Source organism: Curtobacterium flaccumfaciens (assembly GCF_013359815.1).
Classification (GTDB): domain Bacteria; phylum Actinomycetota; class Actinomycetes; order Actinomycetales; family Microbacteriaceae; genus Curtobacterium; species Curtobacterium flaccumfaciens.
In genome coordinates, this window is the sequence record NZ_JABMCF010000041.1 from 175,742 (window position 1) to 192,760 (window position 17,019).

Sequence of the window (17,019 nt, forward strand, 5' to 3'; positions counted from 1 at the left end):
ACGGTGATCGGGTTCATGCCACGCCCTCGAACACGTCTCTCTCGTAGGGGGTGTTAGAAGCGTTAGGAGTGTTAGAACCGTCTTCGGAACTAACAGATCTAACGGAACTAACAGCAGGGCCATAGAGGCCCCGTGATGGCTTCAAGATGCGCTTCGCGTCGACCGCGCGCTTGAGGTACACGTCGAGCTGAGCAACCGGGATCGTCGGCAGCAGGTGCTGAATCTCTTGGCGGGAGACGGGAGCATCGGCCTGGTAGACGACGCCGATGATGTCGGCCATCCGATCCCCCACTCCTGCGGACACTTTGATCGCGTCAGCAGCGGCACGGGCGGCTTCCAGCCCTCCCCCGTGAAGTGCCCAGGCACCCGAGTCGGACAGCAGCAGTGCGTACTCGCCCTCTTTTGCATCGCGGGAGGTGACGTGCAGCGTCGCGCTCTGCTCCTGTCGCTCACGGCGCAGCACGAGCACGGTGTCGGCAGCTCCTGCGATGCCCTGGGTGCCGCTCACAGCGTCCAGGAAGTCCTCACCGCCGCTCTTCCGGGTGTGGTGGACGATGATGAGGGACGAGCCCGGTTCCTCGTCCGTAGTGGCCTTGAGCGCGCCAAGGAACTCGTAGTCCGCGGCGTACTGCGACTTCGTTGCCGCGGTACTTGGAAGTACCTTCCCGAGGGTGTCGAGGATGACGACGGGGTTCTGGTCGATGTTCCGGGAGATGAACTCCTTGATCGCAGGGATCACTTGACCACCTTCGAGCGCAGTGACGAACTCGAGCCGAGGGGTGACCACCTCAGGGTTTAGCGTGCGAATGCGCTGCTGCAGGCGACGGGGACCGTCTTCGAGTGCGAGATACAAGACAGGGCGGGGCGCGCCCGTAGGTACACCTCCAAGCGCTTTCTCGCCAACGTGGAGCGAGAGCGCCAGTCCGAGCACTAGCCAGCTCTTGCCGATCTTCGGCGCTGCGACGAGCAGGGTCATGCCTTCGGGGATGATGCCGGGGACGACGTACTGAGTGGGTGGAAATTCTTGCGCCATCAGCCAGCGGGCATCGAAGGTGGTTGGGGGTCGGGTCATTGGGTCTCCTGTCCGGAGTAGATCTGGGCGCGGATTGCGGCCGCTCGTTTGGCTGCGGCTTCAGCGCCGCGATGCTTCTGCGCCTCGAGGAAGGCGTTTGTGGTCTCGTGGTCACGCGATGGCTGGCGTCGGCACACTTCGGCGTAGAGCCGGTCTGCGTCGTCGTTGGCGTGGTCGACTTCGGGTTGCCGTGACGCACTGCCCTGCTCGAACGCGAAGACGTAGAACTGCCGAAACGAGGGCGGCAGCTGCCTGAGCTCGACGACGCCAGCGGTGAGGTCGATCGCCAGCTGGTGCATGTACCGCTCTGCGGCTGGCGAGAGCTCGATGGTGTCCGGGTACGAGAAAGCCCCCTCGTCCTCGTAGTGAGGATCTGGGGGCTTCCTGGTGCCGGACTGGCCTACGGCCACTCAGGCGGCTCCGGACGTTCGGCGTCTTGCGCAGCTTCGAGCAGGCAGATAGCCAAGCGTCGCGCCTGGTCCCCAGCTAGCTCCGTCAGGGGTCGTTCGGCACGCACTCCCACCACGCCGTTGATGGCGAGCACCGCGAACCCGTCGACCGTCGTCTTACCCGCCGGCATCAGGCAGCCACCCGCAGAGTCGGGACCAGCATGGGGACGGCGAGCGGCTGAGTCCGCACGTCGGAGACGCGAGCGACGATGGCGTGTGCCAATCGCAGCGCTTCGGATGTCGTCAGGATGAGCGAGTAGCCGTCGCTGAACTGGCTCGGCTGAGCGTCGATGATCACTTCGGCGCGTCCGGTCGGAGTCGTCTCGACGTCGACGAGCTTGATCACGTCGTCCATCAGGCGTCCCCGTTGAGCTCAGCGGCGAGAGCGATGGCGCTGTTGTAGTGCGCGTTGAAGAACTGCACGCGCTCCGGGGTGAGACGCGCATCGTCGTCGCAGAGGAAGCCGGCCACATACCAGTAGGACTCGGCTTCGGGGATCTCTTCGGACGCGGCGTACTTGATGACCTCGACACGGGTGTCCTGCTCAGCCACCTCGAACGCCACGTGCTGAAGCATGTCGCCCCAGCCAAGGAGGTGTGGGGTCCCGTACAGCATGCAGCCGCGCTCGTGGCACTGAACGAGAACGACCACCGTGTGGTCGATGTCGTGCCAGTGAATGTCGGTCGCTTCTGCGATACTGAGGACTGCGGGCGTGATGTTCGTCTGAGACACTGTCTTGTCCTTCGGTTTGGTAGTGCTTACTGGTTGGACTGGGGCCCGGTTGCCGCCGGGCCCTTCTTCATGCCGTACGTCGTGGTCTTGCCGGACCGAGACGGGCGACGTTCTGCTATTCGATTGAGGTAACGCAGCACCTCGGCTGCCACATCAGGTTCGAGGTTCAGCTGGAGCGGCTTGTCCGATACGGACGGCATTCGCAACCATTCCCGGCCCCGATCGAGGCCTCCGCGCGATGCGGGGTCCGGATCATGCCGACGAACCATCAAGGGGCCAGTGAGCTTCCAGTCGACCGGCTGTCCCCCACCTTCGATTGCGCGCACAACTGCATCGAAGGTCGGATCCCGGTGTGGGAGAACCCCGCGACCTTGGTCCAGCGAGGTGGCTGCCAGGTCGCGGGTCATCCGGCCTTCCGCAGCGAGGCCGTCGAGTTGCCCTCAATGAGAGCTGCCACGTCCTCGCGCCGGACGTACACACGGCGACCGATCCTGACGACCTTGATCGGGCAGTCCCTCGTACGCAGCCACATCCGGGCCGCACCTTCTGTCTTCCGAAGCAGCGGTGCCGCTTCTGGGACGGTGAGCAGAGTGCTCATCGACATCTCCTTCGACTCGAACTTGCGCCGCCCTGACAAGGCGACACCTCAAGTATGCGCACCCTGCGGAGGTTTGTCAAACGGGCGCAACTACGGCAAGATCAGAGCATGGCCCTACTGCACGTAAGCGTCGGCGATCACCCCCCATCCATGGCGGACGCGACGATCGAGCCCTTCCCAGGCTTCCGAGTTGTTCCGTGGATGTCCATGCGCATCGAGGGCGAGGCGAACACTGACTACGAACCCGAGATCGAAGTGACCTTCGATGTGTCCGAGAGCCGGTATCGACCGACGTTCATCGGCGTCCGCGCGGATGAAGTCAACGGAACCATGCTGCGCACAGTGCGGGTGACGGACTACCTGCGCGGTGCGGCTCGGTTGGGGATCTACTCCGCCCTCGATGCCTCAGATGGCGAGGCTGAACCTCTTGCGGCTCTCTTCGACTTCGCTGGCCCGGAATCGATCTTCGGTGACGAGTTTGCCGACCTCCTCAAGAACGAAGGGCCGACCCCGTTTTCCATCTCGCACGTGGGATTCAGTTACGTGTTCGCTCAGCTTGCTGCTGAGCCTCCTGCGAAGGCGGTGCAGCGCGACCTCCATCTGACCGCGCGGACTGCGGACAACTGGATTGCGAAAGCCAAAGCGAACGGACTTCTCGTGCCGTCAACCGTCGATCACGACGTAAGTACCCAGCTCTCCGCGTGGCAAGCCGTTATGGGTCGGCACGAAGGGATGACAAGCGATGAGTGACGTATACAAGCGCGCAGACGGGAGCTACCGAGCCCGCTTTGAGTGGCGGGACGACGAGGATCGTCGTCGCGAGAAGACGAAAGTGTTCCGGCTGAAGGGCGACGCGCAGCGTTGGCTCGACGACCAGCGGATTGCCTGGAAGGCAGGCGGCTGGGTCGACCCAAATCACGGGGTCACCACACTGCAGGAATACTTTGACCAGTGGGCACCGCGGCAGGTGTGGGAGCCGACGACCGTGACGGCGATGACGCTAGCCGTGGACAAGTGCTCGTTCCGCAACGTTCGGCTCGACAAACTGCGCCGGTCGCACGTCGAACAGTGGGTTAAGACGATGACCGCGGACCTGGCCGCGTCGACCACCCACACGCGAGTGAACAACGTCCGCAGCGTGCTGCGGGCCGCGGTGCGCGACAAGTATCTCGGAGCCGACCCTTCAGAGGGCGTCGTTCTTCCCCGACGCCGACGCGCTGCGCAGGCGATGCGGATCCCCACACCTGCCGAGCTGGCGTCCGTAATTGATGCCGCGGACGATTGGTTCAAGACGTACATCCGCCTGTGCGCGTTCGCTGGGCTCCGACTCGGAGAGGCCTCTGCGGTTCAGGCCGGCGACATTGCGTTCCTCGAGAGGAGGCTGCAGGTCCGCCGTCAGGTGCAGCGTGCTGGCGGACAGGAGGTTCGAATCTCGCCGCCGAAATATGGCTCGGAACGAGACGTGTACGTGCCGGACGAACTCACCGCGGCTCTCTCCTGGCACATGTCGGAAGTGGGAGTCCGAGGAGATGAGCGGTGGCTGTTCGTCGGGTCAGGCGGCAACCCTCCGCATGGGAACACCATCTACTACTGGTGGGCGAAGACCATCGCTGCCGCGGGCGTTGAGCCCTTCAAACTTCACGACTGCCGCCACTTCTTCGCGTCTGGCCTGATCGCCGCCGGCTGCGACGTCGTGACCGTTCAGCGCGCCTTGGGGCACCACTCCGCCACCGTCACGCTGAACACCTACGCGCACCTATGGCCGGACGCGGAGGACCGGACTCGTGCGGCAACCGCAGACCTCATCCGCCAGGTTTCCGCGACGAATGCGGCACTGGTGCGGCACGAAGTGGCCGATACGGTCTAGATCCGCGTAGTTCCGGGCAGGTCAGTTGTTGAAGCGGAACTCCACCACGTCGCCGTCCTGCATGACGTAGTCCTTGCCCTCGATGCGGGCCTTGCCGGCAGCGCGGGCCTCGGCGATCGAGCCGGTCTCGACCAGGTCGTCGAACGAGATGACTTCGGCCTTGATGAAGCCCTTCTCGAAGTCGGTGTGGATGACGCCGGCAGCCTGGGGAGCCTTCCACCCCTTGCCGATCGTCCACGCACGGGCTTCCTTCGGACCGGCCGTCAGGTATGTCTGCAGCCCGAGGGTGTCGAACCCGATGCGTGCGAGCTGGTCGAGGCCCGACTCGGTCTGCCCGGTCGACTCGAGCAGTTCGGCGGCGTCGGCCGGGTCGAGGTCGATGAGCTCCGACTCGACCTGGGCGTCGAGGAACACGGCCTGCGCCGGGGCGACGAGCGCAGCCAGTTCGGCCTTGCGGGACTCGTCGGTCAGGATCGCCTCGTCCACGTTGAAGACGAAGATGAAGGGCTTGGCGCTGAGCAGGCCGAGTTCGGCGATCGGCGACAGGTCGATCTTGGTGGCGGACAGCAGCGTGCCCTGCTCGAGCGCGGCACGGGCCTCGCGAGCGGTCTCGAGCACGACCGGCTCGGCCTGCTTGAGCTTGAGCATCTTCTCGTACCGCGGGAGCGCCTTGTCGATGGTCTCCATGTCGGCGAGGATCAGCTCGGTGTTGATGACCTCGAGGTCGTCCTTCGGGGAGACCTTGTTCGCGACGTGCACGACGTCGTCGTCGGTGAAGCCGCGGACGACCTGCGCGATGGCGTCGGCTTCGCGGATGTTGGCGAGGAACTTGTTGCCCAGGCCTTCACCCTCGCTCGCGCCCTTGACGATGCCCGCGATGTCGACGAACGACACCGGCGCCGGCACGGTCTTCTCTGAGTGGAAGAGCTCGGCGAGCTGGTCGAGCCGCGAGTCGGGCAGGTTCACCACCCCGACGTTCGGCTCGATCGTCGCGAAGGGGTAGTTCGCGGCGAGGACCTGGTTCTTGGTCAGGGCGTTGAACAGGGTCGACTTGCCGACGTTCGGGAGACCGACGATTCCGATGGTGAGAGCCACGGAAGAAGAGCCTACCGGCGGCGGCCTGTCGGAGCCGACCCGGGCCTCCAGTCCGTCCGTCAGATCAGCAGACGCGGCCCGTCCGTCGGGGGCCGCAGGGCCGTGATGCGGCGCTCGACGACGTCGAAGACGTGGGCCTGCAGCCGCTGCGATCGCCGCCAGTCCCCCGGCACCTGCAGCGAGTGGTCGGCATGGTCGACGGTCTGGAGGCGCGCAGCCGTCCCCGGGACCCGCTCGGGCCGCCACATGGCGTCGTCTCCACCCCCGATCGCGACGTGCGCGTCGGTGGCAGCGGCGAGCGCTGCCGCGACGTCGTCGTGGGTGAGGACCGGCGTCAGCCAGACCCCGGGCACCTCGTGGCGGATCGCCCACGGCAGGGCGAAGCAGCCGAACGACTTCGCGACGACGAGGTCCGGTAGCCGGTCCCCCAGGGCGGCGGCGACAGCGGTCTCGACGAACCCGACCGGATCGGCACCGGCGGCGTCGTCGACGTGCCATCGAGGCGCGACGACCTCCCACCCCGACGCGAGAGCGATCTCGTTCGTCCACCAGAGCAGCGGCGCCTGTTGCCCGTAGCCGGCGCCGGCGAGCACCAGGACGAGCGGACGTCGGTCGGCCTCGTTCCCCATGCGCCGACAGTAGCCACACGCAACGCCGACGGGAACGGAGGGCGATGTCGGCACCCCGTGCGACGATCGGGACCGTGCCGTTGAACTTCACCGCGATCGACTTCGAGACTGCCAACAGCTCGCCCGCGAGCGCCTGCTCCGTCGGGCTCGTGAAGGTCCGCGCCGGCCGGGTTGTCGATCGGGCGTCGTGGTTCATCCGCCCGCCGTTCGGGCACGACGCGTTCCTGGAGTGGAACACGCGGATCCACGGCATCGTCGCCGAGGACGTCACGCACGCCAAGACGTGGGAGCAGCAGTACCCCGACCTGGTGGCCTTCGCCGAGGGCGACGTCCTGGTGGCCCACAACGCCCGCTTCGACATGGGTGTCATCGCCGGTGGCTGCTCCGCGACGGGGATCGACCTGGCCGAGCACCACTCGCTGTGCTCCCTGGCGGTCGCGCGCAAGACCTACACGCTCGACTCGTACCGCCTGCCGGTCGCCGCGATGGCCGCCGGGTTCGAGGGCTTCCAGCACCACGACGCCGCCGCCGACGCCGAGGCCTGCGCCGCGATCGTCGTGCACGCAGCCGGGCACCACGGGGTCGAGACGGTCGAGGCGCTCGGGGCGGTGACCCGGGTGACGATCGCCCCGGTCCGTGCGCGTGCCGAGAAGCCGAAGGCCGCGAACCAGCCGCGGCTGTCGAACCGGCCGATGGTGTTCGCCGACTGAGGGTCTTCGCTGACTGACGGTCTGCGCTGGCTGGCGGTGTTTGCAGACTGACGCAACGCCCGCTGCGCGCGGCCGGGGTGTCACATCCCCGGTGGTATTGTCACGACAATGCCGTCGGCACCGTCGCCGGCATCTCCGCACGTGTGAAGGACCGCGATGACCAACGAAGGCCAGCTGCCGTCCGACCTGTTCATGGACCTGGACCGGTCGGGTCCCATGCCCCTCTACTTCCAGGTCGCCTCGCGCATCGAGGAGTCGATCCGCTCCGGCGCGATGCCACCAGGGGCCCGGCTCGAGAACGAGATCGCCCTCGGAGAGCGTCTCGGCCTGTCGCGGCCGACGATCCGTCGCGCGATCCAGGACCTCGTCGACAAGGGTCTGCTGGTGCGCCGCCGCGGCATCGGGACCCAGGTCGTGCACGGGCCGGTGACCCGCAAGGTCGAGTTGACGAGCCTGTACGACGACCTGGCGCAGGGTGCGCAGGCTCCGGCGACGAAGCTCCTGCAGCGCAACGACGTCCCCGCGTCCGACGAGGTCGCCGCGGCACTGAGCATCGAGCCCGGCACGACCGTCGCGCACATCCGGCGGGTGCGGTTCGCCGAGGACGTCCCGATGGCGATCCTCGAGAACTACCTGCCGCCGGAGTTCCTCGACCTGACCGACGAGGACCTGCAGGCGTACGGGCTGTACCAGCTGCTGCGCGGCCGAGGTGTCACGATGCGGGTGGCCAAGCAGCGGATCGGGGCCCGGGCGGTCACCGACGAAGAGGCCGGCCTGCTCGAGATCGAGGACGGCGACCCGGTGCTCACGATGAGCCGCACCGCGTACGACGCCTCGGGCCGTGCGGTCGAGTACGGCGTGCACTGCTACCGCCCCGACCGGTACTCGTTCGAGGTCACGCTCGTCGACAAGTAGGTCGCTCGGCGAGTGGTCACGACACGCTGTCGGTGATGCGCCGAGTGGTCACGAACTGTCGCCCGGACGCCCGGCAACTGATACTTCGTGACCACTCGGCGGAACTGAGCGGGGTGTCGTGACCGCCCCGCCTGCGGCCCTGCACGGCCTCAACCGAGCGCGGGCACCCCGAGCTCACCGGTGACGTACTGGGCCCGTCCGAATCCGAACGACCAGTCCTGCGGCCCGTTCTCGACGTAGCCGATGAAGACGTCCTCGGACGCGACACCGAGCGCCGCGAGGGCGTCGTGGATCGCCCGGTACAGCGCAGCCTTCGCCTCGTCGGTCCGCCCGCGCTGCGTGAACACCTGGATGACGATGACGCCCTCGGTGCGCTCGAACCCTAGGCCGGCGTCCTCGGCGATGATCTGCTGCGCCGGGTGCTCGGTGATCACCTGGAACCGGTCACGCACCGGGATCCCGTACACGTCGACGATGGCCTGGTGGATGGCGTCGGCGATGCCACGGACGGCCTCCGGCGTGCGGCCGGTGGCGAGGTCGATACGGACGAGCGGCATGGTGCCTCCTGGTTGCTCAGACTTTGTCCTTACATACTAACAAGCAGACGCCGCCACGTGTCTAGAACCTCGGCGTCGGTGCCCCGTACGTCAGCGGCCCGTCGACACGAGCGACGTCGTGCCACGAGCCGTCGACCAGCGAAGCCTCCGCCGCCTCGACGATCGACGCGGCAGCCAGCCCGTCGGCGACCGAGGGTGCGAGCTGCTCCCCGCGCTGCACGCTCGCGATGAACTGCGCCGCCTCGATCGTCTTCAGGTCGTCGTAGCCCATCGCGGTCCCGGCGCCGGGCTGGAAGCGACCGAAGTCGCCGTCCCCGGGTGCGACGTAGTGCGTCGCGTACCCGTCGACCTCCTGCCCGTCCAGGTACACCTCGAGCTCGTTGAGGCGCTGGAAGTCCCACCGGACCGAACCGCGGGTGCCGTAGATCTCGAGCGTGTACTCGGCGTGCGGCCCACGCATGACCCGACTCGAGTCCATCGTGCCGACCGCACCGTCCTCGAACCGGAACAGCAGGGCGGCGTAGTCCTCGTTCTCGACGGCACCGAGCTCGCCGGTGGCCGCCGCACTGCGGTCGACGATGCCGGCACCCGGACGGGGGCGCGACTCGATGAACGTCTCGGCGAGCGCACTGACCGAGGCGATCCGGCCGACCACGTACTGCGCCAGGTCGAGTCCGTGCGACAACAGGTCGCCGAGCACACCCGATCCGGCACGCTCACGCTCGAAGCGCCAGGTCAGCGGTGCAGCAGGGTCGGACGAGTAGTCGGCGAGCAACGATCCGCGCACGTTCGTGATGCGTCCGAGCCGCCCGCTGCGGACGAGTTCGCGGGCGCGCTCGATCGCCGGGGCGTGCCGGTAGTTGAAGCCGACGCTCGTGATGACGCCGGCCCGCTGCACCGCCTGGTGGATGGAGCGCGAGTCGCTGGCGTACCGGCCCATCGGCTTCTCGATCCAGAACGGCTTGCCCGCCTCGGCCGCGGCGACGGCCATCTCGCGGTGCAGGAAGTTCGGCGAACAGATCGACACGACGTCGACTGCCGGGTCGGCGAGGACCCTGTGGTAGTCAGCGACGGCCCGCTCGTACCCGAGCCGCGTCACCGCCTGGTCGCGTGCCGCCTCGATCGGGTCGGCCGCGACGACGAGCCGCGGCTGGACGCCGAGCTCCGGGAAGTGGTCCGGCAACGCTCGGTAGGCACGCGAGTGCAACCGCCCCATCCAGCCGACCGAGATCAGCCCGACGCCGATGCTGTCCATGGAGAACTCCTTCGTTCAGGTGACGCGCATTGGAGCGCGACAACGAGCGTAGCCGATGCGGTGGACTTTGTCAGCACATGACGCAACCGCCTGGAGGCCCGGTGCCGGTCTCAGGGACCGGCACCGGGCCTCCAGGCTGGTGCGTCAGCGCGCGGGGCGCGACCCGTGGTTGCGACCGCGGATGGCACCGCGCATCAGACCGCGACTCAGATCGCGCGTTTCAGAGCGCAGGGACGATGATGTCGCGGACCAGGGCGTCGAGCTTCGCGTCGGCGTCCAGGAACTGCCGGAGCGTCGTCACGGTCGCACCGAAGCGGTCGAACTCGTCGATCGTCATGCCGTCCACGTCGTAGCCGCGGGCGAACTCCGGCGTCGCGGCCCGGAGCGCCTCGATGACGTGCACGGGGACCTCGTCGTCGATGGCGTGCGGACGGAACGGGAACGCGTTGTCGTTGATGTCCTTCGTCCACTGGAACGGCGGCGACACCACCAGGTCCCCACCCTGGAACTCCGACCACTGCAGTGCGTTGCGGAACGCGGCGACCAGCACACGCGAGCGGAACCCACGCTCCTGGAAGACGCGGTAGGCGTTCTTCACCGCGGCGACACCGGCCCACTCGAGGATGCCCGGGTCCACCATCACGTGGTCACGCTTGACGACGGCCTTCAGCCAGTCGTCGAAGCGGCCGGCCATCAGGGTGACGACGTGGCCGAACTCCTGCTCCGGCAGGCCCTCGGCGGCGCGGCGGTCGAGTGCCCGCTCGATGGCCTCGCCCACGGCGACGACCTGCGGCACGGTGAAGGACACCGTGGCGTTGATCGAGACCCCGCGGTAGGCGGCTTCCTCGATCGCGGCGATGCCGACCTTGGTGGCGGGGATCTTCACGATGATGTTCGGCGCGAGCTGCGAGAACCGGACGGCCTGCTCGACGAGCGCATCGGCGTCGCGGTGGAACCGGGGGTCGGTCTGCATGGACAGTCGACCGTTCCGGCCGCCGGACGCCTCGAACGCGGGCAGCAGCTGCGCCGCGGCGGCGATGGAGAGCTCCTCGACGGCCTTCCAGCCGATCCAGGACTCCCCCGCCGTCGGGTGCTCCTCGGCGATCTCGCGGATGCGCGGGACCCAGGTCTCCGGGTCCTGCTGGATGCAGGTGTACGCGATCACCGGGTTGCAGGTCGCACCGACGGCACCGTACTCGTGGATGGCGGTCGACAGTTCGCGCGGGTCGGCGGAGTCGTTCCACAGGGCGGTGGGGGTCTGCTCCGCGGCCTGCAGGGTGACGGGACGGGAATCGGCGTCGGTGGACGCCTGCGTCTCGAGGGTGGTGGTCATCGGTGGAGTCCCTTCGTGATCGTGTCGAGCTGGAACCGCGACACCGCGTCGGCGTTCTCGTCCTCGGCGAAGACGCTCGAGACCGCGACGGTGTCCTCGCGCGCCGAGAAACCGACCCGGTCGAGTGCTGCCCAGAAGGCGTCGAAGTCGACGTCCGCCTGGCCGACCGGCAGGTGCTGGTGCACCCGGACGGGGTTGCCGGGCGGGTTCGTGATGTAGCGCAGGCCGTGCGAGCGACGGTGGTCGTACGCGTCGGCGACGTGGACCAGCTGCAGCGAGTCGCCGGCTGCGTCGATGATCTCGTCCATGTTGCCGCCGTAGTGGAACGTGTGGCAGGCGACGTACACGAAGCCGACGTGCCTCGAGTTCAGGCCGCGGATCACCCGGAGCGCCTCGAGCCCGTCCTCGACGAAGTCGTCGGGGTGGGGATCGATGAGCACACGGATGCCGGCGTCCTCGATGATCGGCAGCAGTTCCTCCATCGACCGGTAGAACTGGTCCTCGGACTCCTCGGCACGCTCGGGGCGGCCGGAGAACTCCGTGTTGATGGTGTCCACGCCGAGGCGCTTCGTGATCTCGATGACCCGCTTCCACTTCCGCACCGCAGCCTGTCGGGCGTCCTCGTCCGGGCCCGACCAGCGCAGCACCGGCAGCACGCTCGCCACCTGGACCCCGGCGTCACGGCAGGCCGCGGCGAACGCGTCGACCAGGTCGTCGTCGGCCTTGGGGTGCCGGTAGAAGGGAATGAAGTCCTTGTGCGGGGTGAGCTGCAGGTACTCGTAGCCGAGCTCCGCGACCTTGCGCGGGAACTCGAGCAGCGACAGGTCGTGGTGGAACGGGGTCGGGTCGAGCGCGATCTTCGGCATCGATCAGGCCCCGGCGAGCGCGGCGGTCGCATCGCTCGTCGCGTCGCTCGTCTCGTCGTAGAACGCCGGCTTCGTGACCGCGTACTCGACCACTTCGTGCGCGCCGGACTGCTGGGCCCGGACCGCGACCTCGGCGACGACGGAGGCGGTGTAGCCGTCCCAGGCACTCGGCCCGTCGATGCCACCGGTCCGGGCAGCGTCGACCCAGCGCTGGACCTCTTCGTCGTAGGCGGCACCGAAGCGCTCCTTGAAGGACGGCGTGACGCCCTGCGAGGTCGCCCCGGCTGCGACGAGCGAGAGCGACGTGTCGCGGCCGATGTACGCGACACCGGACTCGAACACGGCGTCGGTGGTGACCTGGTAGCCGAACTGGGCGTTGACGTTGATCTCGACGATCGCCATCGTGCCGGACTCGGTGGTGAACAGGACGAACTGCGGCTCGGGCAGGTCGGCCGGCGCGAGGGAGTTCTTGCGCGGCTTCTTCACCTCGACGCTCGTGATCGCTTCACCGGTGAGGAACGGGATGATGTCGATCTCGTGGATCACCGAGTCGTGGATGAGCATCGACTCGCTGAAGTTCGGCGGCGTCGTCGGGTTGCGGTGCGCGTGGTGCAGGGCGAGCAGGGCGCCGTTCGCCCCCGACTCGCGCAGGGCCTTGAGCTCCTGGTACCCGGCGTCGAACCGGCGCATGAAGCCGACCTGGATGACCGGTCGGGCGGCGTGCTGCTGCTCGAGCTCGACGATGCGCAGCGAGTCCTCGGCGCTGGTCGTCAGCGGCTTCTCGCACAGGACGGTGAGCCCGCGCTCGAGCGCGGTCACCAGGATCGGCTCGTGCAGGAAACCGGGCGTCGCGATGATGACGGCGTCGATCTCGGTCTGCTCGAGCGCCTCGTCGAAGGACGCGGCGGTGATCGCGCCGGGTGCCAGGGCGGCTGCCGCAGCGGCACGGGCCTGGTCGGGCTCGACGACGGCGACGACGTCGGCGTTCGAGATCTTGGCGGTGATGCGGCGGACGTGGTCGGCGCCCATCATGCCGGCGCCGACGACGGCGACGCGGAGGTTCTGCGTGGTGGTCATGGTGGTGTTCTCCTGGTGGTTGTTGACGCTGCGTGGACGGCGCGTCAGGAGGCGCGGGCGGCCGAGGTCGAGCCGAAGATGTGCTGGAAGGTGCGCTCGGCAATCGGGCCGGGGGCGTCGACGGAGCAGCCGTACATGTCCTGCTCGACGATGCCGAAGATGTCCGGGTTGATCGCGGCGACGGCCTCGATGATCGGGGCGAGCTCGGGGGTGCCGTGCGGCGGCTCGGTCATGATGCCCTGCGACACGGCGGTCGCGAACGGCACGTCGTTCTTGAGCACGTCGAACAGCAGGTCGGTGTCGACCTGCTTGAGGTGCAGGTAGCCGATGCGCTCCGGGTGGGCGGCGATGAGCTTGAGGTTGTCGCCGCCGTAGTAGGCGAAGTGGCCGGTGTCGAGGCAGAGGTTGGTGTACTCGGGGTTCGTGACCTCGAGGAACCGCACGGTCTCCTTGTAGGTGCCGACGTGGCTGTCCGCGTGGGTGTGGAACTGCTGGTGGACGCCGTACTCCTCGAGCAGCGCCTTGCCGAGCTGGTCGTGTCCCTTGCCGAGCCGCTCCCACTGCTCGTCGGTGAGCGTGCGCGCCTCGAGCACCTCTTCGGTGGCGTCCGAGCGCCACAGGTCGGGGATCGTCACCAGGTGCTCGGCGCCGAGCTTCGCGGCCAGACCGGCGACCGCGACGGCCTGGTCCCACGCACGCTGGAACTGGTCCTCGCCCTTGTGGAACCCGGTGAAGACCGTGCCGGCCGACAGCTTGAGCCCGCGGGACTCGAGCTCGTCGGACAGCTGCGACGGGTCGGTCGGCAGGTACCCGTACGGCCCGAGCTCGATCCACTCGTACCCGGCGGCGGACGCCTCGTCGAGGAAGCGCTGCCACGGCACCTGCTTGGGGTCGTCCGGGAACCAGACGCCCCACGAGTCAGGTGCGGTGCCGATGCGGATCGAGGCGGGTGCCGCGTCGGTGGCGGGGCTGCCGATGGGGGTGGCGGTGTCGGTCATGACGTCGCTGTCGCTTTCTGTCTCGTGAACGGTTCAGCCGAGCAGCGGACGCTGCGTGGCGACCTGCTGCTCGTACTCGGCGCGGGCGGCCTGGGTGCTGGGGAGGGTGGAGGTCTGCGCGACCGGAACGTCCCACCAGCCGTCGCCCTCGGGGGCGTAGACCAGCGGGTCGGAGTTGATGTGCACCAGGGTGGTGTGGTCGTTCGCCTTCGCCTGACGCAGTGCGGCCTTCAGGTCTTCGATGCTGTCCGGGCCGGGCTGCACCTCGATGACGTCGACGCCGTACGAGCGGGCGTTGGCGGCGAGGTCGACGGGCAGGGGCTCGCCGTTCTCGAACGACTCGGTCTCGTCGAGGTACCGGTACTTCGTGCCGAAGCGCTCGGAGCCGACGGTCTCGGACAGGTGCCCGATCGACGCGTACCCGTGGTTCTGGATGAGCACGACGATGATCTTGATGCCCTCGGCAACGGCGGTGACGAGCTCGGTGTGCAGCATGAGGTAGCTGCCGTCACCGACCATCACGATCGCGTCGCGGTCCGGAGCCCCGCGTCGGACGCCGATGCCGCCGGCGATCTCGTAGCCCATGCACGAGAACGCGTACTCGACGTGGTACCCGAGCTCGTCGCGCACCCGCCAGAGCTTGTGCAGGTCGCCGGGCAGCGAGCCCGCGGCCTGGATCACGACGTCGCGCGGGTCGGAGACCGACTGCACGGCGCCGATGATCTCGGGCTGGCCGGGCAGGTCCGCGCCGGACGGCGCGAACGCGCCGTCGACGGCGGCGTCCCACGCCGCCTTCAGCGAGGCGATCTCGGAGGCGTAGCCGGGCTCGACGACGTACGCCGTGTCCGAGGTGAGCGACTCGGCCAGGGCGACCAGGGCCTCCCGGGCGTCCGCGATCAGCGGCAGCTGCGAACCGTGCTTGTAGGCGTCGAACGCGGCCACGTTGACGTTGACGAACGTGACGTCCGGGTTCTGGAACGCCGTGCGCGACGCCGTGGTGAAGTCGCTGTAGCGGGTGCCGATCCCGATGACGACGTCGGCCTGGGCGGCGATCGCGTTGGCGGCCGCGGTGCCGGTCGCGCCGATCCCGCCGAGGTACTGCGGGTGGTCCCAGACCAGGGACCCGCCGCCGGCCTGCGACGTGCCGACCGGGATGCCGGTGGCCTCGACGAAGGCGCGGAGCTCGTCGGCGGCGTCGGAGTACAGCACCCCGCCGCCGGCCACGATGACCGGACGCCGACCGGCACGGATCGCGGCCACGGCACGCTCGAGCGGGCCACGCTCCGGCAACGGACGGCGGATGTGCCACTCGCGCGGCTGCAGGAACGCGACGGGCACGTCGAACTCCTCGGCCTGGACGTCCTCGGGCAGGGCGATCGTCACCGCACCGGTCTCGGCCGGGTCGGTGAGGACCCGCATCGCGGCGAGGGCGATCGAGAACAGCTGCTCCGGACGCTCCACACGGTCGAAGTAGCGCGACAGCGGACGGAAGGCGTCGGTGACCTGCAACGACGTGTCGTGCGGCAGCTCGATCTGCTGGAGCACCGGGTCGGTGGTGCGCGTGGCGAAGGTGTCCGACGGCAGCAGCAGGGCCGGCAGCCGGTTCGTGGTGGCGAGTGCCGCAGCGGTCAGCATGTTGGCGGCACCCGGGCCCACCGACGCGGTCGACGCGTAGGTCGCACGGCGGCGGTGCATGCGGGCGAAGCCGACGGCCTCGTGCACCATCGCCTGCTCGTTGCGGGCCTGGTGGTACGGCAGCAAACCGGGCTGCTCGACGTGGAGCTGCTTGATGGCCTGACCGACCCCGGCGACGTTGCCGTGCCCGAAGATGCCGAAGATCCCCGGGATGGTGCGTTCGCGGACGTCGCCGTCGACGGTCCACTGATTGGCCAGGAACTCGACGAGTGCCTGGCCGACGGTCATCTTCCGCGTGGTGGTGGTCACGCCTGCTTCCTTTCGTAGGGCAGTCGTGGGTCGATCGATTCCGATGCCCACGCCTGCCGGACCCACCCGTGGGCGGGGTCGTCGGTGATGTTCCAGACGCGCTCCGGGTCGGGCCCGGCCATCACGTTCAGGTAGTACATGTCGTAACCCGGAGCGGCGACCGCCGGACCGTGCCAGCCGTACGGCACCAGGGCGACGTCGCCGGTCCGGACCTGCCGGAACTCGTCGATGGCACGGTCGTCCGAGGCGTACGTGCGGTGCAGGGCGAACGGGTCGGCGGCCTCGGGTGCGATCGACTCGAGCCCACGGGACACCGCTGCCTCGTAGTAGTAGATCTCCTCGAGGTTCGACTCCGAACCGGGCACGTTCGTGTCGTGCTTGTGGGGCGGGTACGACGACCAGTTGCCGGCCGGCGTGATCACTTCGCACACGATGAACTTGACAGCGTCGAGCGCGGCCGGCGTGCCGAAGTTGTGCACCTGTCGGCTCGACTGCCCGGCGCCGCGGAGTTCCACGGGCACGTCCGGCCGGGCCACGTACGTGGTCGGCTTGACGGTGTCGGTGGGGGCTTCCGCGACGGCGAACCGGCCGCTGCCGGTGATGGTGGCCGCGGAGCCCGATCCCAGGTACAGGACGTCGGTGGGGCCGTCGAAGACGCTCCCCCGCCCATGCAGGGTCTGCTCGCCGTCGCCGGCAGCGCCCGAGTGGGTCACGTGGAACGACCCGGCGAGCGGCACGACGATGCGCTCGACGGCGTCGGCCGGGAGGCGCAGCTCGCCCCCGTCGGTCAGCGCGCCGGTCCGGAGCCCGGTGTGCGCCCACCCCTCGATGCGACCGTCGACCACGTCGGTCCAGCCCGCCTCGGGCCGGGAGCCCGCCGGGATGAACCACTGGTCGTGCTGGTGCTGTTCGTTCGCCATGC

Annotated in this window: 19 protein-coding genes; 4 read left to right on the top strand and 15 right to left on the bottom strand. The window is 68.4% G+C overall.

Annotation, left to right across the window (positions count from 1 at the left end; genetic code table 11):
* Nucleotides 1-13 precede the first annotated feature (13 nt).
* The 5 genes from HP445_RS17750 to HP445_RS17770 form a co-directional block, all read right to left on the bottom strand.
* Nucleotides 14-1,072, bottom strand: coding sequence for an AAA family ATPase (locus HP445_RS17750; protein WP_128781173.1), 1,059 nt, complete (start codon nucleotides 1,070-1,072; stop codon nucleotides 14-16).
* Nucleotides 1,069-1,371: a hypothetical protein gene (locus HP445_RS17755; protein WP_128781172.1), complete on the bottom strand. Its 303-nt coding sequence runs from the start codon at nucleotides 1,369-1,371 to the stop codon at nucleotides 1,069-1,071. Before HP445_RS17755 ends, HP445_RS17750 begins: the two co-directional genes overlap by 4 nt.
* A gap of 280 nt (nucleotides 1,372-1,651) precedes the next feature.
* Nucleotides 1,652-1,876, bottom strand: a complete 225-nt coding sequence (locus HP445_RS17760) for a hypothetical protein (protein WP_128781171.1) — start codon at nucleotides 1,874-1,876, stop codon at nucleotides 1,652-1,654.
* Nucleotides 1,876-2,253 (bottom strand): hypothetical protein, encoded by a 378-nt coding sequence (locus HP445_RS17765; RefSeq protein ID WP_128781170.1) that lies wholly within the window; start codon nucleotides 2,251-2,253, stop codon nucleotides 1,876-1,878. The genes HP445_RS17760 and HP445_RS17765 overlap by 1 nt, the downstream gene beginning before the upstream one ends.
* A 403-nt stretch (nucleotides 2,254-2,656) precedes the next feature.
* Nucleotides 2,657-2,851 carry a helix-turn-helix domain-containing protein gene (locus HP445_RS17770; protein WP_164941232.1) on the bottom strand — a complete coding sequence of 65 codons (195 nt, stop codon included), beginning with the start codon at nucleotides 2,849-2,851 and terminating at the stop codon, nucleotides 2,657-2,659.
* Between the two features lie 108 nt (nucleotides 2,852-2,959).
* Here HP445_RS17770 and HP445_RS17775 point away from each other — a divergent pair, with 108 nt between their 5' ends.
* Both HP445_RS17775 and HP445_RS17780 read left to right on the top strand, forming a co-directional pair.
* Nucleotides 2,960-3,601 (top strand): hypothetical protein, encoded by a 642-nt coding sequence (locus tag HP445_RS17775; RefSeq protein ID WP_128781168.1) that lies wholly within the window; start codon nucleotides 2,960-2,962, stop codon nucleotides 3,599-3,601.
* Nucleotides 3,594-4,718 carry a tyrosine-type recombinase/integrase gene (locus HP445_RS17780; protein WP_128781167.1) on the top strand — a complete coding sequence of 375 codons (1,125 nt, stop codon included), beginning with the start codon at nucleotides 3,594-3,596 and terminating at the stop codon, nucleotides 4,716-4,718. Before HP445_RS17775 ends, HP445_RS17780 begins: the two co-directional genes overlap by 8 nt.
* 21 nt (nucleotides 4,719-4,739) lie before the next feature.
* Here HP445_RS17780 and ychF read toward each other — a convergent pair whose 3' ends face one another.
* Both ychF and HP445_RS17790 read right to left on the bottom strand, forming a co-directional pair.
* Nucleotides 4,740-5,813, bottom strand: coding sequence for a redox-regulated ATPase YchF (ychF, locus tag HP445_RS17785; RefSeq protein ID WP_111088238.1), 1,074 nt, complete (start codon nucleotides 5,811-5,813; stop codon nucleotides 4,740-4,742).
* A 59-nt stretch (nucleotides 5,814-5,872) separates the two neighbouring features.
* Nucleotides 5,873-6,442 carry a hypothetical protein gene (locus HP445_RS17790; RefSeq protein WP_128781166.1) on the bottom strand — a complete coding sequence of 190 codons (570 nt, stop codon included), beginning with the start codon at nucleotides 6,440-6,442 and terminating at the stop codon, nucleotides 5,873-5,875.
* Between the two features lie 44 nt (nucleotides 6,443-6,486).
* Here HP445_RS17790 and HP445_RS17795 point away from each other — a divergent pair, with 44 nt between their 5' ends.
* Together HP445_RS17795 and HP445_RS17800 are read left to right on the top strand one after the other, a co-directional pair.
* The gene (locus tag HP445_RS17795; RefSeq protein WP_027464531.1) at nucleotides 6,487-7,152 is read left to right on the top strand and encodes an exonuclease domain-containing protein; all 666 of its coding nucleotides are present in this window, start codon (nucleotides 6,487-6,489) and stop codon (nucleotides 7,150-7,152) included.
* Nucleotides 7,153-7,308: 156 nt separating this feature from the next.
* Nucleotides 7,309-8,067, top strand: a complete 759-nt coding sequence (locus HP445_RS17800) for a GntR family transcriptional regulator (RefSeq protein WP_071405736.1) — start codon at nucleotides 7,309-7,311, stop codon at nucleotides 8,065-8,067.
* Nucleotides 8,068-8,216: 149 nt separating this feature from the next.
* Here HP445_RS17800 and HP445_RS17805 read toward each other — a convergent pair whose 3' ends face one another.
* From HP445_RS17805 to iolB, 8 genes are all read right to left on the bottom strand, one after another.
* Nucleotides 8,217-8,624: a tautomerase family protein gene (locus HP445_RS17805; RefSeq protein WP_128781165.1), complete on the bottom strand. Its 408-nt coding sequence runs from the start codon at nucleotides 8,622-8,624 to the stop codon at nucleotides 8,217-8,219.
* Between the two features lie 61 nt (nucleotides 8,625-8,685).
* Nucleotides 8,686-9,879: a Gfo/Idh/MocA family protein gene (locus HP445_RS17810; RefSeq protein WP_128781164.1), complete on the bottom strand. Its 1,194-nt coding sequence runs from the start codon at nucleotides 9,877-9,879 to the stop codon at nucleotides 8,686-8,688.
* A 220-nt stretch (nucleotides 9,880-10,099) separates the two neighbouring features.
* A complete protein-coding gene (locus HP445_RS17815) occupies nucleotides 10,100-11,212 on the bottom strand; it encodes a transaldolase family protein (protein WP_128781163.1) in 1,113 nt (370 codons plus the stop codon).
* The gene (locus HP445_RS17820; RefSeq protein WP_027464526.1) at nucleotides 11,209-12,078 is read right to left on the bottom strand and encodes a sugar phosphate isomerase/epimerase family protein; all 870 of its coding nucleotides are present in this window, start codon (nucleotides 12,076-12,078) and stop codon (nucleotides 11,209-11,211) included. The genes HP445_RS17815 and HP445_RS17820 overlap by 4 nt, the downstream gene beginning before the upstream one ends.
* 3 nt (nucleotides 12,079-12,081) lie before the next feature.
* Nucleotides 12,082-13,155 carry a Gfo/Idh/MocA family protein gene (locus tag HP445_RS17825; RefSeq protein ID WP_017887102.1) on the bottom strand — a complete coding sequence of 358 codons (1,074 nt, stop codon included), beginning with the start codon at nucleotides 13,153-13,155 and terminating at the stop codon, nucleotides 12,082-12,084.
* A 44-nt stretch (nucleotides 13,156-13,199) separates the two neighbouring features.
* Nucleotides 13,200-14,153, bottom strand: coding sequence for a sugar phosphate isomerase/epimerase family protein (locus tag HP445_RS17830; RefSeq protein ID WP_042539399.1), 954 nt, complete (start codon nucleotides 14,151-14,153; stop codon nucleotides 13,200-13,202).
* A gap of 33 nt (nucleotides 14,154-14,186) precedes the next feature.
* Nucleotides 14,187-16,076, bottom strand: coding sequence for a 3D-(3,5/4)-trihydroxycyclohexane-1,2-dione acylhydrolase (decyclizing) (gene iolD / locus HP445_RS17835; protein ID WP_128781406.1), 1,890 nt, complete (start codon nucleotides 16,074-16,076; stop codon nucleotides 14,187-14,189).
* 17 nt (nucleotides 16,077-16,093) lie between these two features.
* Nucleotides 16,094-17,017, bottom strand: coding sequence for a 5-deoxy-glucuronate isomerase (iolB, locus tag HP445_RS17840; protein WP_128781162.1), 924 nt, complete (start codon nucleotides 17,015-17,017; stop codon nucleotides 16,094-16,096).
* Nucleotides 17,018-17,019 lie beyond the last annotated feature (2 nt).